Annotated in this window: 20 protein-coding genes and 1 pseudogene; 4 read left to right on the forward strand and 17 right to left on the reverse strand. The window is 44.0% G+C overall.

The genetic code is table 11. The features are described 5' to 3' along the window. Positions 1-2: 2 nt before the first annotated feature. From EBR25_04930 to EBR25_04975, 10 genes are all read right to left on the reverse strand, one after another. Positions 3-785: a hypothetical protein gene (locus EBR25_04930; GenBank protein NBW40337.1), complete on the reverse strand. Its 783-nt coding sequence runs from the start codon at positions 783-785 to the stop codon at positions 3-5. Then, positions 785-1,594, reverse strand: a complete 810-nt coding sequence (locus tag EBR25_04935; GenBank protein NBW40338.1) for a hypothetical protein — start codon at positions 1,592-1,594, stop codon at positions 785-787. Before EBR25_04935 ends, EBR25_04930 begins: the two co-directional genes overlap by 1 nt. 5 nt (positions 1,595-1,599) lie before the next feature. Continuing rightward, positions 1,600-1,839: a hypothetical protein gene (locus EBR25_04940; GenBank protein NBW40339.1), complete on the reverse strand. Its 240-nt coding sequence runs from the start codon at positions 1,837-1,839 to the stop codon at positions 1,600-1,602. Continuing rightward, complete coding sequence (locus EBR25_04945) at positions 1,832-2,275, reverse strand: hypothetical protein (protein ID NBW40340.1); 444 nt, start codon at positions 2,273-2,275, stop codon at positions 1,832-1,834. Before EBR25_04945 ends, EBR25_04940 begins: the two co-directional genes overlap by 8 nt. Positions 2,276-2,345: 70 nt before the next feature. Then, the gene (locus EBR25_04950) at positions 2,346-3,089 is read right to left on the reverse strand and encodes a hypothetical protein (protein ID NBW40341.1); all 744 of its coding nucleotides are present in this window, start codon (positions 3,087-3,089) and stop codon (positions 2,346-2,348) included. Next, positions 3,086-3,913, reverse strand: a complete 828-nt coding sequence (locus EBR25_04955) for a hypothetical protein (protein NBW40342.1) — start codon at positions 3,911-3,913, stop codon at positions 3,086-3,088. Before EBR25_04955 ends, EBR25_04950 begins: the two co-directional genes overlap by 4 nt. A 154-nt stretch (positions 3,914-4,067) precedes the next feature. Next, on the reverse strand, positions 4,068-4,535 hold the full coding sequence (locus EBR25_04960; protein ID NBW40343.1) for a hypothetical protein: 468 nt from the start codon (positions 4,533-4,535) through the stop codon (positions 4,068-4,070). 181 nt (positions 4,536-4,716) lie between these two features. Beyond that, complete coding sequence (locus EBR25_04965) at positions 4,717-5,706, reverse strand: KpsF/GutQ family sugar-phosphate isomerase (GenBank protein NBW40344.1); 990 nt, start codon at positions 5,704-5,706, stop codon at positions 4,717-4,719. 13 nt (positions 5,707-5,719) lie between these two features. Further along, entirely contained in the window at positions 5,720-6,070 is a 351-nt protein-coding gene (locus EBR25_04970; GenBank protein NBW40345.1) for a hypothetical protein, read from the reverse strand. 12 nt (positions 6,071-6,082) lie between these two features. Then, positions 6,083-7,261: a TraB/GumN family protein gene (locus EBR25_04975; protein ID NBW40346.1), complete on the reverse strand. Its 1,179-nt coding sequence runs from the start codon at positions 7,259-7,261 to the stop codon at positions 6,083-6,085. Positions 7,262-7,323: 62 nt separating this feature from the next. On the opposite strand from EBR25_04975, the gene EBR25_04980 reads away from it, so the two are divergent. Further along, a complete protein-coding gene (locus tag EBR25_04980) occupies positions 7,324-8,850 on the forward strand; it encodes a hypothetical protein (GenBank protein ID NBW40347.1) in 1,527 nt (508 codons plus the stop codon). A 267-nt stretch (positions 8,851-9,117) separates the two neighbouring features. Here EBR25_04980 and EBR25_04985 read toward each other — a convergent pair whose 3' ends face one another. Next, positions 9,118-11,061, reverse strand: a complete 1,944-nt coding sequence (locus tag EBR25_04985) for a hypothetical protein (protein NBW40348.1) — start codon at positions 11,059-11,061, stop codon at positions 9,118-9,120. Here EBR25_04985 and EBR25_04990 point away from each other — a divergent pair. Then, a complete protein-coding gene (locus tag EBR25_04990) occupies positions 11,038-12,873 on the forward strand; it encodes a hypothetical protein (protein ID NBW40349.1) in 1,836 nt (611 codons plus the stop codon). The genes EBR25_04985 and EBR25_04990 overlap by 24 nt on opposite strands. Next, positions 12,870-13,613, forward strand: coding sequence for a hypothetical protein (locus tag EBR25_04995; protein ID NBW40350.1), 744 nt, complete (start codon positions 12,870-12,872; stop codon positions 13,611-13,613). Before EBR25_04990 ends, EBR25_04995 begins: the two co-directional genes overlap by 4 nt. A gap of 3 nt (positions 13,614-13,616) precedes the next feature. Here the strand turns inward: EBR25_04995 and EBR25_05000 are convergent, their stop codons facing one another. The 4 genes and pseudogenes from EBR25_05000 to EBR25_05015 form a co-directional block, all read right to left on the reverse strand. After that, a complete protein-coding gene (locus EBR25_05000; protein NBW40351.1) occupies positions 13,617-14,375 on the reverse strand; it encodes an ABC transporter ATP-binding protein in 759 nt (252 codons plus the stop codon). A gap of 141 nt (positions 14,376-14,516) precedes the next feature. Further along, complete coding sequence (locus tag EBR25_05005; GenBank protein ID NBW40352.1) at positions 14,517-14,702, reverse strand: hypothetical protein; 186 nt, start codon at positions 14,700-14,702, stop codon at positions 14,517-14,519. A gap of 342 nt (positions 14,703-15,044) precedes the next feature. Then, complete coding sequence (gene trmB, locus EBR25_05010) at positions 15,045-15,704, reverse strand: tRNA (guanosine(46)-N7)-methyltransferase TrmB (protein NBW40353.1); 660 nt, start codon at positions 15,702-15,704, stop codon at positions 15,045-15,047. A 739-nt stretch (positions 15,705-16,443) separates the two neighbouring features. Further along, positions 16,444-16,524 (reverse strand): annotated as a pseudogene (locus EBR25_05015) (exosporium leader peptide). A gap of 1,611 nt (positions 16,525-18,135) precedes the next feature. Between EBR25_05015 and EBR25_05020 the strand changes: the two are divergent. Beyond that, positions 18,136-18,552, forward strand: a complete 417-nt coding sequence (locus EBR25_05020; GenBank protein ID NBW40354.1) for a hypothetical protein — start codon at positions 18,136-18,138, stop codon at positions 18,550-18,552. 79 nt (positions 18,553-18,631) lie between these two features. Here EBR25_05020 and EBR25_05025 read toward each other — a convergent pair whose 3' ends face one another. Together EBR25_05025 and rapZ are read right to left on the reverse strand one after the other, a co-directional pair. Beyond that, the gene (locus EBR25_05025; GenBank protein ID NBW40355.1) at positions 18,632-19,801 is read right to left on the reverse strand and encodes a methionine adenosyltransferase; all 1,170 of its coding nucleotides are present in this window, start codon (positions 19,799-19,801) and stop codon (positions 18,632-18,634) included. Between the two features lie 173 nt (positions 19,802-19,974). Further along, a complete protein-coding gene (rapZ, locus tag EBR25_05030; GenBank protein ID NBW40356.1) occupies positions 19,975-20,925 on the reverse strand; it encodes an RNase adapter RapZ in 951 nt (316 codons plus the stop codon). Positions 20,926-21,078: the final 153 nt, after the last annotated feature.

The raw sequence follows: 21,078 nt of genomic DNA on the forward strand, positions 1-21,078 counted from the left end.
TCTCATCGTAAGGATGGAGAAGATTCAGCAGAGATTCCTGCTATCCATCCTTGGCTCTGCCTGAGGAGTTGTGGTTTATCAAGGAGTTTAATCCCTGCGGGAACCGTTACATCGACGAAACCATCGAGGTAAGCCTGCTGAATAGGAGAAGTATCTTCAATTATGATACTTCCATTTAAGGATATAATTTCGATGATGCTCTCTGTGCTTTGTGCCGTGAGTTGTCTTAGATGCACATCTCCTCCTGCGATAATAAGTAGAGACTCTCGAGCATGTAGCGTGCCGCTCGAAGAGAACGAGCCATTTACGGTAAAGATCTGCTCTCTTTGTATCTTCAGATAATCTGAGACCTTGAGATTGTGTCGTGTTCTAAACGGCGATGAAATCGCTCCTTCCTCTTTGATGCAAGTGAAATGAGAGCGAAAGTTTTGGAAGCGTAACGGGGTGCTGAACGATTCGAGCTCCTGTTTAGTGCAGTTCTCTGGCAGATTGAGATATTCGTCGAGCTGATACACCGAATAACCAGGAAGAGGAAGGGAAAGCTTTCTTGACATGCTGATCTCAGTTAACCCGATGCTCCCTTTTTCTATGAGCAACGGCGTTGATTTTTTTTGTGTTAGAATTGCTTCTTGGAGGCGATGATACATTCTTTGTCGAAGAGTGTAATGTTGAGCACGTTGCAGAGTAGCATGAGTGTTGCTTGCCCGGTCTTTTAGAAACACCCCAAGGAGTGTAAGAATAATTAAAATACTAATGAGAACGGAGCCAGAATCTTTCATATTCACTAAAACTGTATTCGCTTTGTTTGTAACAAGAGCTGATCGAAGCTGTGGCGAGAAAGAACGAGCGGGAAATATTGCTTAAATTGCTTACGTGATAGTGAAGAGAAAAGAGTGACGGAAAGCTCTCCTGCACTATCGCTTTGCCGATTCAGTTCAAGCATGAAGGTTGGAGAATCGTTAAGGAGTGGCTGATTCTCGATTACGGAATCTCCTCTATGCTGGACTAGGCGAAGAACATCCTGTTTGCTTACGTAAAGTGTTGTAATTGAACGTAGAAGAAGAAAAGCATTGGGAGATGGTAGGAATTCGCTATCAAGTTGCTGCGTAATCAAACTATTTGTTGGGATCTTCGAGATGCGAGGAGAGCACCCTTCTTGCCAGAAAATTATGGCTTCGAAGATAAAGTCGCCGGTGTAAGCTAGGGAGTGGTGGGGAATGCCTGTTTGCATGCATGGTGTCTGGTTTGAGCGAGGAACGATAGGAGCGATGTGGGATAGCTGTACGAACGTTATCGCATCAGAGTTTAATTTTATAGCGAGGTGATCGTTACGAAGCGAAAGCTCATGAGGAGAGCCATCGAAATAAGTGACTCTTCCTTCTCTATGAATAACGGGCAGAAGCGGATAGCGATGAGTATCAAGTTGGTTTTGGATGTGGGTGATGATGCTATAAATTCGGATCGTATTATGGAGCTCGCGATTTAGATTCCGATTCTGATGCGATAAAGTATGTTCTCCGTTGAGGAAATAGGCAAATCCAGTTAAAAGTGTGCCCGTTAAGAATAAGGCGATAAGTTTTTCGAGAAGAATCATTGCCGCTAACGCACTCTCATTCGATTACTGCCACTTGAAGTAGTGCAATGCAGTATATGCTCGCTTAAAAAATCTGTTGCTTTGCAGGTAATACTCTGATTTTCAGCATATTGATCAATGGAGATCTCCTGAGAAACTCTTTGCAATGTTTGATGAAGGAGAGAGGTTGTTGCGCTAGAGCATGCAATGGTCAATATCATGAGCGTAATACCGACCAGGGATTCGATAAGCGTTATACTACTCACTGCACTCACTCCTTAAGCGACCTCTGAGCGAAAGGACTATTTCACAGATATGATGATTCAATTCAATGAGTATACGGGCTGGTGTGTTGACCAGATGAGGATAAAAGACGATGCCATTACTTGGAAAAGTAGCAGTAATATGTGGAGAAAGCTGAGCTTGTCGTCGGATAACGCCTCCATCCTGTGACAGAAGGCGAATGGTATGAGTTTGTGATTGCAAAGTCATAGGTTTGTGCTCCAAAAGCGATATGGCTTCCCCCTCCTCAATCAGCCATTTGATTTTTTGTACATCTCCGTATAGCACAGCTCTTTGACGGGCATCTGTGAGTCCTCTACCAGTAAGTACAATTGTAGTCGTACTCATAAAGAGTACGAGAAGAAGCGAAAGGAGAGATGCTCCATTCTGTCTTCCGAAGTCATACCTATAATTCTTCATACCGCATCTCTATACCTATTCGATAAGGTATGGAGATATGTTTCGTGTACGGTCTGGCTATAAAGAGTGGTTATTCACCTTGAGCAAAAATGAACTCGATGAGCTCGCTTTCAAGTCTATGTACATCGATGGGAGAATGGAGGGAAGATATTTGAGAGGCAATTTCCTGAGAAAGCTGCTCCATTGCACCATCGCTGACCTGTGAGTGTGAGTTGATGTATCGCGTCGTAGCTACCTGGAGGATATCTTGTGCGCGCTCAAATGAGGCTGCTGCTGACTCTCTTCCGCTAATTGCAATTTGCGTCAGCGATTCAAGCGTTTGTTCAGCACTGATTGCTCCAGCAGTGCTAGATATATCAACTCCAGAAAGCTGCCCAATACCCTGAAGATCTGCAAGTGAGACGACGAGGTTATCGTCAATCGTATACGTGCTTCCAGATAAAACATTTATGCCATTTTCATCGGTAGCCTCACTAATAATACGAGTTATCTCACTTTCAATGCTACTTAACTGTGATTGAAGAGATTGTTGGAGAGTTGGATTGCTTGTTTCTCGTGCTGCTTTTGCCACGGCTTCTTGGCTTTTTCGAAGTGCTACGATTTCATCTACGGCGGTTAAAGCAATAAGAGCATTACTACTGGCTTTACTTGCAAGAAGGTGAGGACTAGTCACTTTTTGCTCTGTGGTATTGAGTTCGATAATGTCAGTCATTGAAGATGGGGCTTGTGAGGCACTCAGTGCGACTCTACCAGACTGTAGGCTGGAAGAGGTGCCGGGAAGCTGAGCTAAACGGAGAAATAATGAGATTTTCATTTTAAGAGTTGAAGTACCCGCAGTTGATTTTGATTAGCTTGCGCAAATAGTCCTTTAGACTGTTGGCTTACGATTTGAGTATAGGTTTCAGATGCAGAGTTTTCAGCGCTTGCAATGTCTCGAATACGCTCTGCTGATAATTCTAAAGAAGATTCGCCTTGTGGCGTAGTCTGGCTGCGTATTCGTAGCTCCTCCAGTGCACTCTGTTCAGACATTCGAATATTTGAGATGGCAGTCTTTTCCTCTCGTACGAGAGAGAGAATTTTTCGCATGTCTTCTGATGAACTATTCATCTGAATATCGAGGGGCTCTGGTCTGTACTGGATGACTGGGGGTTTGGTAAGAGCGGGAAGTAAAGGACTTGCTGGATCAAGAGGTGAATCAGCTGAGCTTGGCTCGGTTGAAGCAAGACTTCTTCGAGTCTCTTCTTCAGTCACGAGTAGTCGTCTCGTCTCGTTTTCAAGATCCTTAAATTGAATCAGCTGTTCAAATGCTTCCTTTTCCTGAATTTTCTCTTTTAAGAGTCGTTCGATAATCTTCTCTTGTTTTTCGCGTATCTGAACGATTTTAGCATTAATCATTTCTCGACGCTCAAGAAGTACTGCGAGCATACGGGTAGTTTTTTCGGAGCGTTGCTCAATGAGGGTCAGAAATTTTTCAAAAGCCTCTTCATTTTCTGAGGCTGCATTATCCTGCTGGGGTGAGGAAGATGAGTGAGAAGGTCTCTCTGTCTCAGAATTCTTGATCTTATCTGAGCCTTCGGACCGAGTCGTACTTTTAGGAAGGCGGGCGGAAGCCCCATCGAGAGTGGAAAGCACAGCCATTTACTACCCCTTCGCACCAGGACAACAGATACCTATTTTTCCGATCCGTGGGGTAATATCCGAGACGGTGCACTTATAACGTCACCATTCGTTCTGAAGTATGAAGGGGAAGTCGGTATTTAGGCGAAAAACTAAAGAGTTGAACTCAATTTCTCTAATTTATGGGAGTTTCCTCTAAGCCTAGCATTTTCTGTAATTTATGACGTAGGTAAGTCTCATAGCCATCTTCCACGCCGTCTGCTTGAATTACCTGTTCAATAATACGCATTATTGACATTCGCTCATCGAGACTGAGATTGTCGGTCAAGAGCTTGCCGAATTGACTCACTCCTCTCAGGTTTCGAAGAATAGTCTGAGCTTGATTAATAAGAGCCGATACTTCATGTTTCTGAGTGCCAAACATTTCCATAAGGCCATGGACAATTACTTGATATTCACGAGGATCAAATTCTTGATCCGAAGCAGCAAGGTCAACGAGTAAAACGGTAACAGCGAGTTCAATGTCTCTTTTTTTTGCCTTCCCATTAAAGCGTCTTCTTGCCTGCGTTGATTTCTGTGTTAATCCGGATTGTTGTCCGAGAAGCTGATAAACTGTCTCTTTTAGCTTTGAAGATGAATCCATTTCCGTAACCTCTGATGGTGGCAAAACACGCGTTCTTTAATAGAGTTATGGGGTTATCGAGACAGGAAGTATCACAAAAATTCGATCGGAACGTGAAAGGCTAGCCAGATAACTATCGAGTATGATGACAATTTTTCTTGTTTTCAGAGATTTTCTTAGAACGAAGCTGAACAGCTTCGCTTTATTTCAGCCTGACGGAGGCTGCATCTTGAATATCAAGGAGTCCAATCGGTTCACTCTGTTCATTAATAACAATCAGTTGATCGACTCGGTGCTCTGTCATCATGGCAGAAGCTTCTTTCACAAGCATGTTTGGTGCGATGGTCTTTGGACTCCTCCCCATGTATTTTTCGACTGGTTCTTTAAGAAACTCTTCTCCAGTGTTCAGGCATCTCCTAAGATCTCCATCTGTATAAATACCAACGAGAGTTTTTGTATTATCAATAACGGCAGCGGCTCCAGGACGACCTCGTGTATTTGATATTTTCTCTAATACATCGCGACAGGAGGTCTCTTTCGTCACGATACACAGTTCATCTCCTCTTCGCATGATTTCGTTAACGCTGAGGAGTGAGCGACCGAGTGAGCCGGCCGGATGGAATCCGGCGAAGTCCTGCTCAGAAAGACCTTTTACGTCAAGGAGAGCCATTGCTAAGGCATCGCCAAGAGCGAGCATCGCGGTCGTTGATGTCGTAGGGGCTAAGCCTAAGGGTCCAGCCTCCTTGTGTTTTCCGAGCGCTAGAGTGATAAGCGAGTTTCTGGCAAGAGTTGAGTCTTCACACGCCGTCATGCTAATGACGGGACATCCAACTCGTGTAAGAAATGGAAGAAGCTCTAGAATCTCCCCGGTTTCCCCTGAATTTGAGAGCAAGAGCGCAATGTCGTAAGGGGTAAACCGCCCCAGATCTCCATGCACGGCCTCTGCTGGATGAAGAAAAAAAGAGGGAATGCCAATACTTGCAAGAGTTGCAGAGATCTTCATTCCAATAAAACTGCTTTTCCCCATGCCGCTCACGATCACACGCCCAATATCTTCCATCTGACTGATGGTACGAACTGAATTCTCAAACTCCGAGTTTAGCCGTTCTGCAATGGTTTGTAGTGCAGTTGCTTCTTCAAGAATTACTTCTTTAGCAATACTCATAATGGAATTTGTTTCATTGTTTTTCATATCGCTATAACCATTATTGTTCTGGAATAAGAGATGTTGAGATTGTTCCTGATAGCACCAAAATGACCATAAAGCAGATGTAGAGAAAGGCTCTGTCTTTTCTTCTGCGATAACCAATCAATAGTCCCGCAAACCCAAAGCCTATGACTATGACTGGCGCAAGTGTAGGGGATTGTGTTTGAGCAACGGGTAGTCCAATAAGAAGACCGCTGAGCGTTCCCAGAGCAAGTGAAGAAAGCATTTGAAAACGAAGAAGGCGATTTTCGCTGTTCATCAGAGCATCTTGGTAATCGGCCCCAGCAACAGAGGTTGAATCCATTTGCTTGTTTTCTTCGTCATGTAAAGAGTTGCGCTCAGGCATCATAGCTTGCGATCCTTATCGCAGGATAGAAGTAATTCGTTCGATTCCGATCACCGTTCCAATTGTGCCACATAGGTTCGTTAAGGCAATAATAAGCAGGATTCGAGTTACTCGATTTTTCCAAATTCCCGAAAAATGTTGGCTTATATCTTCAGCAACGGTTTCGAGATCGGAGACGCGTGGTTTACGAATAATTGCCTCTACGAGACCAGCAACCCAGCCTGCGGCAACAAAGGGATTTAAGGAAGTGAATGGTGATACGACAAATGCAGCAAGAATCGTAACGGGATGAGCCAACGCGAGCAAAGAGCCCAGAGCACCAAAACATCCATTAATCAAAAACCATGTCCACGCCATTGAGGCCACGGTCTCTATTCCCGATCCAAGAAATCCGAAGATAAAAATAGCAATTACGAGAATTGGAATCGTCCACTGAATTATTTTCCAAAAAGGGCTAGGGGAGGGGATTTTTTCGAGTGCAGCTCGGTCAATAGTCGTTCCAATTTTTTTCCGAATTCCAGGTACGTGTCCTGCCCCAACAATAGCAACAACGGTATCTCCTTCAGCCTCTTGAATTTTAGAAGCGAGATAAGAGTCTCGTTCGTCAATGAGTGCTACGCGAACCTCCGGTAGTAATTCCGAGAATTCTTTCATCATTTCTTCAAGAGCATCACTTTTCTTCAGTCGCTCAATTTCTTCAGCTTCGATTTTTTGCTCAGAGAAAAGGCTAAAGACCATGCTAGAGATCAGTCGGAATGTTCCAATAAATCCAAGCGCCGACCAGCTTCGTTTCAATGTTGTTCTAACGTCTCTATCAGCAAGAACTAATGTTGTTCCCAGCTCCTGAGCCACTTCAGCACTTCGGAGCATCTCGCTGCCAGGTTTTATCTTGAGTTGGTCCCCGAGTTTTTTCTGAAAGCTTGCAAGTACCAACTGTGCCATGAGCACATAGGCCTTGCCTGAGCGGATAACAGATACGATATCCGTATTTTTCCATCGTTCTGGATCCAAAAGGGATGCGTGTCTACTCTCGCATAGCTCAATAGCTACAGAGTCAGGAGTATGCTCTCGAATAACCTGCTCAGCTAGGTCAACGCTCGCTTGCGAGATGTGAGCAGTGCCCACGAGAAATATTGTTTTCTCACCGAGGACAATCTTATCGACATTTTCATCAATAGAGGTAATCTCTGTCATAGCCTTGTTGTACCGCGAATAGCTGGCAATTGGGAGTTGAAGGGGATATTTATCTACTCAGAATGAAAAAATCTTGGATCTTTAACATTTTGGCGATACTTCTGTCTGCGGTCTTTGGGGTCTTCTGCGCCTCAGAGCGGCTCATTGCTCGAGATGAAGGCTTTTATGCCTACGCGGCACAACTAGTGGCTGAGGGGAAAACGCCATATCAGGATTTCTTTTTCCCACAAATGCCGCTCACTCCCTATTTTTACGGTTTAGGCGGGTTCCTGGCAGGCTCCTCCTGGGAAGTCTATCGAATGGGCTCTGCCTTATGTTTCATAGGAATACTTTGGCTGGTATATCGTATCATTGCTCGTTCTAGTACTCGCTTCGTCGGTTTGTTCGCGCTGCTCGCTACGGCTACTTGTCACCTCTCTTTTGGATGGTTTCCGGTTATACAGACGTATGCGCTCTCGACCTTTTTATTATTGGTGGGAGTGTATTGTCTCAGTCAAGGAGTGGCCTATCCTGCACGGAGTTCATCAGAAATCAAATCGTATCCAGGTTGGGTATTATTGAGTGGCGTTGCTTTCTCTCTCGCTGCTCAAGCTCGACTCTTTTTTCTCCCCCTATGTGTTATTCCGTTGTTCTTTTTATGGAATACGCCGGCACGCCAGAAATCTTTTAGCTATTTTTTCAGTGGAGTGCTGCTTGGCTCTATTCCTTCTTTCACACTATTTTTTGTCAGTAAAGACTCGTTTCTTTTTTCTAACGTTGCATATCATCTTCACCGCTCAGATTTGTCTTTTCAGGATGCAGTTGCAGGAAAGTGGCGTATTTTTGAGGTATTATTTTCCTTAGGTCTCCCTAGTCAAAAGTTTAGTGGCTTCCAAACTCCAATTTTATTCGGTGGTCTTTTCTTGGGGCTTCTGTCAATGTGGCGCTTCCTTCCATTTGCGGCGAGACTTTCTGGGGTGGTTGGTGTACTTCTATTTTTCATTAGCTTTATTCCGACCCCTACGTATGTGCAGTATTTTGTAACAGTCATACCGTTCGCCGTTATAGTTCTCTTCACGAGTCTTTCAGCACTGCTATATCAAAAAAAGGGACTTCCTCGATTTATAATCGGGATGGGAGTCGTGGTATGCGGAATTGTGTATGAGCGCCATCTATTTACAGATATTGAGCGTTATACGAAAAGTGGTACTGGGGTAATCGGCATAGGGAATGAGAGAGGCGCTGAGGATTGGAATATCAGTAAAGTTCAAGAGATTGGTCAGCAAATTGAGGATTATACAGAGCCTGCAGATGTGGTGCTTGCGTTATGGCCTGGATATCTTGTCGGAATAGAACGTACCACTGCAAAAGGGAGTGAGAATCATTTTGGCAGAGGTATTGTTACGGAACGCCTGAGTGAAATAGACCAGAGGCGTTTTCATCTCTTATCACAAGCTCACCTGGAATCACTTCTCTTTGAGAGGAGTATCTCACTTGTTGTTGGGCATAGAGCGTACCTCTCTGATGAGCTGCGTATTGCTCTTAAGGAGCATCAATATGAACTACGAGAAAAGCGTGGAGAGGTGGAGATATATCGGAGCAAGAGCTAAGAAGCGTTTTGAATTCGGATGAAAATTTATCCGAATTTCTCCAGTGAGTCCTATAATATGCCGATAAAAGCGATAGCCGCAGAGGGAGACAGTTTAAAGTAAGAGGTTCTCATGACAATAGAAGGGGTATCTTCTGAGGATAAAAAGGCGGCAAGGCGAGAACGTGCAAGGGCAAGTGCTGCAGAGGAACAGCAGCGCGAGGCCCAAGCAGCAGAGCAAGCTCAAAAGCGAGAGCAGCGACGAGACGACGCGGTACAGGTCGAAATTTCATCGAATAGTTCTTAGCGAAGATTCAACGTCTTCAATACGGAGACCATAGAGAGAGGCAATCTCTCGATTCATCGAGGCAGGAAAAGCTTCATTGGGAGCGCGTAAGCATCGTTTGCATTCTACGGCAAGCTCAGTCGCGCATTCTCGAAAGTTTAGTGGTATTGGAAAGGCACTAAGATCCTCAAGAACTACTTTAGGAAATAGTGTCCGCGAGGTCTTTCGACCACATGTTTTTAAGTACAGAGTACCTACTTTTGAGTTCAGAAGGAGCAAAAGCCCAAGTAGAAAGCGTTCTGGATAAGGGCAGTCATTGTCGGGAATAATGTGGAGAATGGAGCGATTGTAGAAAAATTCCTCCTCGGTATATGTCGCAACAAAGGAATAGGGTGCTGGATTAATTATTTCTCGCACTAAGAGTCTCGGACCTCGAAATCGGTCTTCAGGTTGATGCTCCGCCACCCATGGTCCATACATAAGCCATTCTCCTGCCCAACATAGGGAAAATCGTGAGACAGAGTTGCCGCGAAGGTATTTTTTGGAATTCTTGCCATCTGGAGAAGCGGAATGAAATGGATGACTTCGCACAATCTCTCCTGTTTGGGGTGGAGAGCCTTTTCCAGTTGCATAGACTTGTAATGCTATTTTAGGGGTAACACAGAGCTCGGCATCGCTTAGTGTGATTGAGTTTCCTAGGAGGGCTCGTCGAATGGCGATAAGATCATTACTAAAGCCTGTCGGAATGATAGCCTGGTTATCCTCTTTCAGAAGTTCCTGACAACTGATCACTGCTTTCAATGACGGCTCGGTTGATTGAATGGAGCGAAACGTTCTGGTCAAAAAGGTCGAACGAAAGCTTTTTTGTGCTGTAACAATGACTGCCTCAACACCTTTGGTTGGAAATATTCGCTTCTCGAAAGTATCAATGGCTATCAGATGACCGTCATGCAGAATTTTCTGACGAAACCTTCTTGCAGACCGAATACCAAGCCATGAATTAGGAATGAGAAAGGAGAGTCTGCCTTCCTGCACGAGATGTGAAAGGGCGGCTGCAAAAAAGAGAAGATATTTATTGGGTTTACCACAAAGAATTGCATTAAACTCGGCTTTATATTTCTTGAGAATATCTTCTCGAATTTGACCATTACGAGAAAGACCGTATGGCGGATTGGCAACGATATGAGAGAACTGTGCGGGAAGATTCGAATTTTTCCACTCAAGGGAGTCGAAGATTCGTTTCTGATCACTTTTTCGAAAAGAAAGAAAGTCTCCACAATAAAAATTCCCTTTCCATTCCCGGTAACTCCTAAGATGTTCAGACATGTCTTCAGGAAAAAGTTGGGAGAGTGTGAGAAGGAGAGCAAACCGCGAAAGCGATACGGCTACGGGATCTCGATCGATTCCATATATGGAGTGCCGTATAAAGTTCGCTGCTTCTTGAGATGTGGAGAAGAGTTTGTTTCGATATGCCCAAAGAAGCGAGCGACAAAGCAGGATGCCTGTGCCACATGCTGGATCAAGAATGGTAAGGGACGAAGGAGTTGGAGTATCGATAAAGCATCGCTCGATTACCGCGTCTGCGGCATCTTCTGGGGTGAGAATAACGCCGTGCTGATTATTGTTGTCTTTCCAATATCCGAATTCGTGTAAGGCATTCAGCGCCGCTATTGGTGTGGTTTGTGACGAAGACGAGTGAAGTGTCTGTAATTCATTACCACGTAAAGGCGTAAATAGAGGCTCTGCAAGGAGAAAGGACCCTGGAATGTGGGGGGTCAGAATCGAGAAAAGGCGCGTGATAAAGTGAATAAAGGCAGAATCCTCTGTCCAACCCCCGTTCAGTAGGTGGTCTTTTTCTTCTTCTCTTGAGAGACTGTGCTCTTGCATTCTTGTAGAAATTGCGACGGTTTGTAATATGATTGTATGACTGAAAGAATGAGGGAGCAATTGAGAATTTCTAATATCATATCTTCATCACCAATTTGGTTATTCTTTTGTATTTTGTCTCAGCTAGTATGGTTCTCTGGATGTAGCAGTATGTTGCATCCAGAGAGTAGTCCTTCTTCATTCGAGTCAGAAATAAGAAATGCACAAACTACGAATATGGACCAAGAGCTAGAGGAGCGCTCGAATATTCTCTTTCGATACGTCGCTGGTAATTTATCTTATCTGAATGGTCAGTATGACGAGGCTCTTGAGTACTTAAAGGATGTGAGCAATCAAATACCTTTCCCAGTAGAAAAACTTCACTGGACTCTCTCAGAGCTGTATATGCGAAACGAGCAAAGAGAAGATGCCAGACGAGAGGTTGAAAAGGCACTGTTAGCAAATCCGAATAATTCTCGTTACCACTTTATGTTGGCTATTCTCCTCGCTTCGGCTGGAGAACTCGAGGAGGCAGAGAAGCACTATAAGGAAATGCTTTCAGCTTCTGAGGATCCAATTCAAGGAGCTTTTTTTTACTACGCAGAATTCCTTCAGGAGCAAGGGAGGAGGGAAGAGGCAATCAGTCTTGTCGTAGACCATATTGATGAAGCTGAGGATGTTGGAATGGCACTATGGGTGCTTGGAGACTTATATGAATCCTCGAATGATCTTAAGAAAGCCCAAGAAGTATATGAAGATGGTATTAAAAGAGGTGGCTTGAATGAGAAGTTATTCAGCTCTCTCGGCCGGCTCTATATGTTGAATAATGATATTCAGGCGGCACGTGAGTTGTGCGAGCAGATGGTAGAGTTAGAGCCTTTTAACTATCGCGCAAATCTTCTTCTCGCGCAGTTATTGGTTGCAGAGAATAAGCTAGATGAAGCAGTCGTACAGTTTAATAGATTGCTAGAAGACACTACTGCGCTCGAAGGATATGAATATAGTAAAATCAGAGATGTTCGTCTTGAATTGGCTCAGCTTGAAGCAAGGAGGGAGAATTACGGAGAAGCAGAAAGACAACTTTTATTGATTCTCACAGATGAGCCTCAAAATGACTCCGTCCGATATGAACTCGCAAGCCTTTACGTGAGTACAGGCCGGCGTATTAAGGCCTTTGACCTTTTAGAAGAGATTCCTCATGAATCTAGTTTTTACCTTCATGCACGCTATTTGTTGGCATTTATTCTTCGAGAAGATGGCAATCCAGTTAGAGCAGTAAAAGAGCTTCGTCTCCTTCTGGAGCACTATCCGGAACATTCTGCCATTTGGGCTCGTTTAGTAACAATTTTATCAGAAATGAATCGTGAAGATGAGGCACTTGAGGCAGCTCGTGAAGGATTAGTATTACATGGAGATAATGAGAGTCTGCTGTTTGAACAAGCGCGAGTTTTGGATAAGCTTGGTCAGCAGGCTGGGGCGCTCGAAATCATGGAGCAGATTATAGCTCTTAACCCAGATCATGCTTATGCTTTGAATTATATTGCGTATGCTTTGGCTGAGAGAGAGATAGAGCTTGAGCGAGCAGAGAAATTAGTCGTTCGCGCGTTAAAAATACGGCCTGAGGATGGATATTTCTTAGATACACTGGGTTGGATTCACTTCAAGCGCGGGAACTTAAAAGCAGCGAAGCAATACATTGAAAAAGCGGTTCAGCTCACAGAGGGGGATATTGTTATCCTGGAACACATTGGCGATGTTTTACAGGCGCTCGGTGAGACTGCAAAGGCTGAGGAGGCCTATGGGAAGGTGCTTCAGAGGGAAGCAGAAGATCTTTCGGCAGATGAGCGCGAAGCCGTAGAACGTATCAGACGGAAAAGACAGAGAGAAATATGAAAACTGGAGTTTTCAGTAGATTGATTCTTAGCTCCGTTCTTGTTCTTTCTGTAGGATGTTCCCTACAACATCCTTCGCATCGTAGTCATTCATCTGAGAATGTGTTCTCAAAGGAGGAGATTCTTAATGTAGAGAGAGCCTTTGTAATGGCTGATGAAAGTCCACTTCCGATAATCTTCGGACGGCTAAGGATAGATCTTGGCAGCCAGCATACAACTATTCGGGTCATTATAACGCCTGTCTCGAAGGAGTCGTTCCGAATACAAGTTCTTCCTCTTACTTCGCTTACAATATTGGAAGAGTTCTACATCTCTACTAAATCTGATGAGGCATTGGATTTTGAAGAACAAGGAAGCGCTTCTCAAGAGAAGATTTCACATAGAGATATCTTTAGAGCTGTGGGAAGATTGGTAAAGCCTTCAGATTTTCTTCGACTATTTCTTGGAAGAATTCCAGAAAGTATCTGGCGAGAAGTAAATTCGGAAGGAACGTTCCTGTGGTCTCAAGAAAAGGGGCTTGTATCCTCCCGCTTAATAAAGATGGAACTGGGCAAAAGTGATGGAGGAATACTGGAATTCCTTGAACTCTCAGATCAGTTTAGAGAAAAGCCCGTACTTTCATTTCGTTACATTGGAGGTCAGATTCACGGACAGCAGCGTTATCCAGAGCAGATCACAGTTTCCCTTCTGCGACGAGGTATTAAACTGGAGCTCGCTCCACTTACGATACGCGTACCTTAGCCTTTAATTATTAGGTGGACGAGAACTACGCGTTTGAGTTTCGTTTTGAGTAAGTTTTAAAAATATCTCTTCGAGCCCGTGAGTTTGACTACCCGTTTGCTCCTGAAGCTCCTCGAGAGTGCCTATAGTAAGAATTTTCCCCTGGTCCATAATGGCAATTCGATGTGAGAGTTCTTCAGCAACATGGAGAGAGTGAGTTGAAAGGAGAATACTCATTCCCTCCCTTGCAAATTGTTTTAATGAGCTCTTTAGTCGTTGTGCGCCATGTGGATCTAGCCCTACCATTGGCTCATCAATTACAAGAATTTTTGGTTCTGCGATAAGCGCAGCTGCGGTTGCAAGACGTTGTTTCATACCGTGTGAGAATTGCTCGATAAGCTGTGCTCCCCACTCTGAAAGCCCAAAATGCTCAAGTAAATCTTCTATGCGCTTACGAAGAAGGCTCGAGGGTACGCGGTAAAGCTCTCCCATAAAAGAGAGAAATTCTATAGCTGTGAGTTTAGGGTAGAGATATGGGCGATCAGGAATATAGCCAGTAATCGCTTTCGCTTTTTCTGGCTCAGAACTCATATCAAAAGTATCAAGTAGAATCTTCCCTGAGGAGGGAGCAAGGACTCCTGAAATCATTCTCAGCGTAGTCGTCTTTCCTGCTCCATTGATCCCCAGGAATCCAAAAATCTCACCGGGATTGACATGAAGCGATACAGAATCAACCGCAATGAAAGAACCAAAATGCTTCGAAACAGACTCAAGAGTAATCACGTTAGTGCTCTTTAAATGCGCTTGGTAGTCTGGTAAGGACTAGATATATACCCTGCTTACCGTATCTCATCGAGATAAAAGAGGGAAAGCACATTCTCAAGTGAGCAAGAAAGAATCTGAAATAATCCCTAAAGAAAGCACTTAGGCATTGAGACGGTTCAGATCAAAGTTTTGTCGTGTAAGAATCTCACCGAGCGTCTGTGCTGCGAGCTCGTAGCTTTCTATCTCGGTATCACTGTCCTCTCGAGCGACTTCAGTAAGAACTTCAACAAGCTCTCCGATAGTGATTTCAATTGTACTGATGGACTTCTGAACATCTTTTTCCATCGTTAAACCTCCTTACAACCCAAAAAATAACTGGTACTCACCCCGTGTGACTACCGAACCCCTTTAAGATGGAAAAATCGCCCCCGCGAATGTAATAAAAGTGTAAACACTTGCTCTACATGAGAAACGATGACCTATCTCCTTCATTATACTCCTTGTTTCTGGTTGGCTCTACTAAAAGCGAATGGAAAATGAGGTTGAAGAACGAACCATTCGTCTATTTTGGGAGTGAATCGTACAAGAGCTAGGCGAGTATGAGAGAAACAGGATATGGCGGGAAGAGGTAAAAGGGAGTGGTTCTTCTGATGACTGGAGAGAGGGAAGAGCAATAAAAACAGGAGCTTATAGTCGCTTTAGGGTAAGAGCCTTTAACGGCACTCCCTGTGAGAAGAAGAGGGCTTCAAATTCAGATGATGGAATGAAAGTTGCGGGAGAGTCTTGATAAAGATGTCGAGAGAGGGTTTTCACAGAAAATTCCTCTGATGCGTCTACGAGGGTCAGTACTTCTTCGAAATATTCCGTATGATCGGTACGAAATGAAATTATTCCTTCCGCATGGAGCAGATTGGCTAGAGAGTGCAGAAAATCTTTTTGAAGAATTCGATGTTTTTGCCACCGTTTTTTTCTCCATGGATCGGGATAATGAATGTAGATAGCAGAGAGCTCTTTCGGCTCAAAAAGTTCTTGAATCAGGCTCGCGTTCCCTCGAATTATAAATACATTCGAAAGACCCTGTTTTTCCGCTTTCTCAATTGTCTTAAAGGCTCGTTTGTAGCGTAGCTCGACTCCAACATGTAGAGTATCAGGGTGCTGTTTTGCCTGATTAATGAGGTGCATTCCTGAACCAGATCCAATCTCTAGCACGAATTGAGAAAATTGTTGCTTCAGAGCTTTAAATGCCCCAAGTGCCTTAGGACTAAAGCTTCCCTTGGATTCTTCAAGAATTCGATCACTTGAATGTGATAAGGGAATGTATTGGTTAATCCATCTTTTCTCCATCATTTAATAATAATGAATCCAAGCAAGTTCTCAAGTCAAAGTCATCTTGAAAGTGGATCTTTGTAGCAGCCAAAACGCTCTTTGTTGAAAAAGCTTAGAGCTGAGAGCTAAGAATTAACCATATTATGGTACGAATAGTTGCCAACTCTTTTGTGGATCTCTCAGGTTGGCTCCGACCGGAGTCCAGTTCGGATTGTTCCAATTTGGGATGATATCAATCGATACTATTGCTTGCTTTTCCCTATCATAGAAAGCTATTGAGACTCGGTCTTCCATTGTCCAGTCAAGGTTAGAGTTTAATGATTTATGCTCAGAGAGTTTCTTTTCAAGGCTTTCTAAGACTTTTCCTTGCTGGCTCTTTGAGAGCGAAATATTCGTTACTATCGCCTCTTCATGCCTTCCAAGAAGATATCGGTCAACAATAGTCTCAAGCTTCTTTTCCACATCTTCGCGTTGTAGATACAAATTGTTTTTATCGTCTTCAGTAAGTTGAATTTCAGAATCTTTTTTGTTTAATTCTATCCACTTTTCTTTTGCCTCTTTTTCTTTCTCCGAATCTATTTCGCCAATTGTGGTTTCCAGTTGTCTAAGGGCTTGAGATAGAACTGCAGCTTCTTGTAAGATTGCGGAAGCAATTGAATCTGGTTTAAAAGAATCTTGAAATATATCTTTTGCTTTTTCTTTCGTTATCTCCGTATTGTTAGCTATCAGATCATATAAACTGGGTTTATCCTCTGGTTTCTGTGGTTCCTCTTGTTCCTGTGACTCCTCTTGTTCCTGTGACTCCTCTTGTTCCTGTGACTCCTCTTGTTTCTGTGACTCCTCTTGTTTCTTAAGAAGCTCATTAATTTGAATATCAAATATATCTTTAGCAGTATCCCCGTTTACTGTTAAGTCTGTTTGTAGCTTTTGAGCTAGTTCATAAATCATTTGAGTTTTTTCTGCTTTAGAAAGTGTATCCCCCTGAAGCTTGTCTAGCGTCTCCTTGGCTGTTGTAGCAATGGATTCTTGTGAAATCGCGGACTCTTCTGTAGAGTTTTTTAAGGACATCCTTATTTGTTCCTCTAATTCTTCAGGAATTACTTCAATTCCATCAAATCGTTCTCGGATTGCCTGTTTCTGGCTTTCAGAGAGTCCAGCGGTCAGTCGTTCGATATCTCGATACAAATTATCTTTATCGACTTGGCCGAATTCTTTCATAACGGTATCAGCCACCAAGGCGGTGCTTGCTCCCAAGACAATAGGGTTCAGTCCGGTTTGACGACCAATGAGCATTGATATCCCCCCAATACCCCCAAAAAGTGCCGCGGTTCCTAAATGTTCCCACAAACCACTTGTTCGATATTGACTGGGGAGTTTGCTTAGTGCTTCTGTTAATTGTTCAGTAGTTCGAACCGCGTTAAAGCCGTCTAAGCCTTCGATAGTTCGTACGATATGATTCTTTAGATCATCACTTAATGGTTTTTCTTTCTTTTCATAGTGAGCTGTTAATTTTTCTTCGATGTAGTCGCTAAAAGACTGCTCTTTCAGTCCATGCTCTTCCAGTCGGTTCTTAAATTCACGTCGGATAAGATCTCCTTCACGCTTGCTTTGAATAGAATTTAAAACCTGATAGACGGTAGTTATATCTCCAGTCTCAAGGGCATTTCCAATCATGTCCAAGCGGGATTGAGACAGCTTTATTTGTCGTTGGTACTCAGTTTTAAACTTAATATGATTTTGTTCCCTCGTTTCAAAATTGTCATTGCAGAGTATGCCTATAATATCCTCGTTAGAAAGTTCACCAGTGATGTGACGTTGAGCAATCTCTGACCATGATGCCTCTCCCTCAGGAGTTGGCAGCATCTCGTTGCCACTAAAGCCCGTGAGGATTTGTCTCAGCTGATCCTGTGAAGGAGCTGTCTTTAGGAAAGAATTAATAAAGGGATGTTCAAGCTCAGACATGAGCTTTGAATCATGCCCTGCCCCATAATCAATTAAGATTTCATTTCCATCAAACTGGATATCTCCGAGCACAGCGTTGACTCTTGCAGTGGCACCATAGCCGAAGGGATCCGTTCGTTTGCTGACAGCTTCGCGATTAAATGCTCCCAATGTGCCAGGAGCATTTTCCTCTGGCTCATCAGAGACATCATGATGCCGTGGAGGTTGAAAAAGAGTAGACATAATCCAAAACTAACCTTTCAGAGAGCCTGATTAAAAGAATCCAGCCCTGTATACGTATTATGCGGTTAAGAGTACGGGCGTGATGTTACGGGGTCTGAAATATTCGTAGGACATCTGTGAAATTAGAGAATCTAACTGTTTATACAGGGGGTTATGTTCTTTCGGAAAAAACAGAAGATTCTGTTACTCCTCCCGAAAAAACCTCATAACAAGAGAAGGAAAGAATGTACAGGAGTAATGAATGAGGTCCTTTTTGTTCACCATGAGTATGTTGGGTCTTATCCTCAGCTTTGGGACGGGATGTGCCCTTTCACGAACAGAACCGCGTGATGTTGCCAAGGTGGGTGCTGTACGGGGAGGCCTTGCTGGTGCAGGCACCGGTGCACTGATTGGTGCAGTTATTCCAGCAGGAGATGTCGCGGCAAGCGCTTTACTTGGTGCCACGATAGGTGCCCCAGCAGGAGCTTTGCTTGCGTACTATGCCGTTTCTTCCGAAAATGATCGTGAACTGGCGAAGCTAGATCGAGCTATCGACAATAACGCAGAAGAGTTAAGGAGAAAACGGTTAGAGTTGATTGAGATGAGACGCCAGGTAAATGATGAAAGCGCCTTAATATCTCCAGATCCGTCACGAAAAGTATACGATCCTTTTCCAGGAGCAACACTCGGACGCTCTCGCCCTTAACTTCCTATTTCGCGATAAATGATATTCGACGTGCTGCCCTAGTTTTCGGAATATACCTCTTTGAATTTGGTCATTCTCTTTAGAGCAGCGCCTGAAGCTCAGACGTTTTATCAAGTTTTTCCCAACTAAAGTGACCGTCTTTCGTCGCTTCTCTACCAAAGTGACCATAAGCTGCAGTCGCTGCATAAATGGGATTTAAGAGATTTAGCGAATCAATGATTCCCCTCGGAGTAAGGGAGAAGTTTTCTCTTACTGCCGATTCGATTTTCTCTTCAGAAACTTTGCCGGTACCAAAGGTGTCTACTAAAACTGATACTGGTTCAGCTACTCCAATCGCATACGCAAGCTGTACCTCAGCCTTATCAGCAAGCCCAGCAGCCACGATATTCTTTGCGACATAACGACACATATAAGCAGCAGAGCGGTCTACTTTTGAGGGGTCTTTCCCTGAAAATGCACCTCCACCATGTCGGCTGTATCCTCCATAGGTGTCAACAATTATTTTTCGACCGGTAAGTCCTGCATCTCCTACCGGACCTCCGATGACAAAATTTCCAGTCGGATTGATTAGGTAAGTGGTGTCTTCAGACAAGAGGTGTTCTGGAACGATTTTCTTTACAACAGTCTCTATGACGTACCTTGAAAGTTGTTGTTGATTGTATCCCTCCTGGTGTTGCGTGGAGATAACAACACAGTCAACATGTACTGGACTACCATTTTCATAGCGGACCGTAACTTGAGATTTAGAATCTGGCTTTAGGTAATGTTCTCCAGCTTTTCGTTGAAGTGCAAGCTCATGGACAAGGCGATGTGAGAGTGAGATAGGGAGTGGCATGTATTCTGGCGTTTCATTGCAGGCAAAGCCAAACATTAATCCCTGATCTCCTGCGCCCTGTTCTTTGAAAGCGCCCTCACCTTCCGTAACTCCCTGACTAATATCGGGAGACTGTGCGTTTATAAAAGTAAGTATCTCACACGAAGAGTGATCAAAACCAAGTACAGGATCCGTATAGCCAATCTTCTGGATCGTTTCCCGAACAATATCTTCATAGGCTACGGAGTGATTCGACGTAATTTCGCCAGCGAGTACGACTACTCCATTTTTCACGAGGGTCTCACATGCGACCCGGCTGTTTCTGTCTCCTGCCAAGTGTGCATCGAGTATTGCATCGCTTATCTGATCACAGACTTTATCTGGATGACCCTCTGAAACGGATTCTGAAGTAAAAAGATATGTTCGATGATTCACGACGATATTCCCTTTGATAATTCCTGTCTTTCTGGATCGAGGTTTACTACGACTGCAAAGTTGATTTGTAATCTCGTAAGAATCCTAAAATTTTTCGCATAGGTCAAGGCAGATGCCATTGGCTGTGTCGATGAGAGGGAGACAAATTGTGCACTCAGCGGCTCGCTACTCGACTAGCTCTTTTCTCGATCTCTATCGGTGCTCCTAATATCACATTGAGCACTGGAAAGCCGTGCTGCGAGTTCTTGAGCAATTGCCACAGAGCGATGTTTGCCTCCAGTGCAGCCGATTCCGATGTTTAAATATGCCTTTCCCTCATGAATATAGTGAGGGAGGAGAAACTCAAGCAAGTTAAGATAGCGTTCTATAAACTCTTGCGTCACGGTAGAGCCAAGAACGTATTCTTTTACAGGCGCATCTCGGCCAGTCAGAGGACGAAGCTGCTCGTCAAAATGAGGATTGGGAAGGAATCGGACGTCAATAATGAGATCGCAGTCGGTTGGGGCGCCAAACTTGAAACCGAATGACTGAAAGTGAACTTGTAGCTTTCTTCCTTGCTGTTTGTGGAAGGAGGCTATTGTGGAGCTGATTTGCCGTCTGAGATCGTGCGGAGAGAGTCTAGAGGAGTCAATGATAACGCTTGCCCGCTCTTTTAGTGGGTGGAGTAGGGTCCGTTCCCACTCGATGGCCTCTGGTAACGAGGTGACAGACAAGGACATATTATTTTCAGAAGTCGGGGGAGGATTTGAGGAGAGTGCAGGATGCGGACGTCGTGTCTCGCTGTACCGTTTTTGTAGTGTCTGGGAGTCAGTATCGAGGAAAATTATTTGCCATGAGGGAGAGTCTTGTGGCAAGTCCTCTATAAATTCAATGAATTGCTCTCGTTGTTCCTCTGAGATGATATCTAACAGGACACTTGTTTTTTTAAATCGCGTTGGATTGCTACGAGACAGGGAAAGAAAGTTTGGTAGGAGTGCTATGGGAAGATTATCAATCGAGTAATACCCTTCATCTGAAAATGCTCTATTCGCACTAGACTTTCCAGCTCCTGAAAGTCCAATAAGAAGAACGAGGCTCTCAATATGTTGTATGTCCTCAGAAAATGGTATCGAAGAAGATGGCATGAACGTGATGGAACTCGTAGTAAGACAGTTAATTCAACGGCGGATGATAATTACCAGTGTATGATCTTAGTCTGGTCTCGTCACCTTTAAAAGAATTCTTTTGCTCAGGAATCGAGCGCAGCAGATGCTACTAGCCAACGAGTCGATAGTTGA

It is taken from the genome of bacterium, assembly GCA_009926305.1.
Classification (GTDB): domain Bacteria; phylum Bdellovibrionota_C; class UBA2361; order UBA2361; family RFPC01; genus RFPC01.

Coding starts and splice junctions, on each gene's coding strand:
- EBR25_04950 (NBW40341.1), bottom strand. CDS start 3,089: ATGAAAATCTCATTATTTCTCCGTTTAGCTCAGCTTCCCGGCACCTCT.
- trmB (NBW40353.1), bottom strand. CDS start 15,704: ATGATGGAGAAAAGATGGATTAACCAATACATTCCCTTATCACATTCA.
- EBR25_04955 (NBW40342.1), bottom strand. CDS start 3,913: ATGGCTGTGCTTTCCACTCTCGATGGGGCTTCCGCCCGCCTTCCTAAA.
- EBR25_04980 (NBW40347.1), top strand. CDS start 7,324: ATGAAAAAATCTTGGATCTTTAACATTTTGGCGATACTTCTGTCTGCG.
- rapZ (NBW40356.1), bottom strand. CDS start 20,925: ATGCCATCTTCTTCGATACCATTTTCTGAGGACATACAACATATTGAG.
- EBR25_04965 (NBW40344.1), bottom strand. CDS start 5,706: ATGAAAAACAATGAAACAAATTCCATTATGAGTATTGCTAAAGAAGTA.
- EBR25_04990 (NBW40349.1), top strand. CDS start 11,038: ATGACTGAAAGAATGAGGGAGCAATTGAGAATTTCTAATATCATATCT.
- EBR25_04970 (NBW40345.1), bottom strand. CDS start 6,070: ATGATGCCTGAGCGCAACTCTTTACATGACGAAGAAAACAAGCAAATG.
- EBR25_05020 (NBW40354.1), top strand. CDS start 18,136: ATGTTGGGTCTTATCCTCAGCTTTGGGACGGGATGTGCCCTTTCACGA.
- EBR25_04935 (NBW40338.1), bottom strand. CDS start 1,594: ATGATTCTTCTCGAAAAACTTATCGCCTTATTCTTAACGGGCACACTT.
- EBR25_04945 (NBW40340.1), bottom strand. CDS start 2,275: ATGAAGAATTATAGGTATGACTTCGGAAGACAGAATGGAGCATCTCTC.
- EBR25_04975 (NBW40346.1), bottom strand. CDS start 7,261: ATGACAGAGATTACCTCTATTGATGAAAATGTCGATAAGATTGTCCTC.
- EBR25_04995 (NBW40350.1), top strand. CDS start 12,870: ATGAAAACTGGAGTTTTCAGTAGATTGATTCTTAGCTCCGTTCTTGTT.
- EBR25_04960 (NBW40343.1), bottom strand. CDS start 4,535: ATGGATTCATCTTCAAAGCTAAAAGAGACAGTTTATCAGCTTCTCGGA.
- EBR25_05005 (NBW40352.1), bottom strand. CDS start 14,702: ATGGAAAAAGATGTTCAGAAGTCCATCAGTACAATTGAAATCACTATC.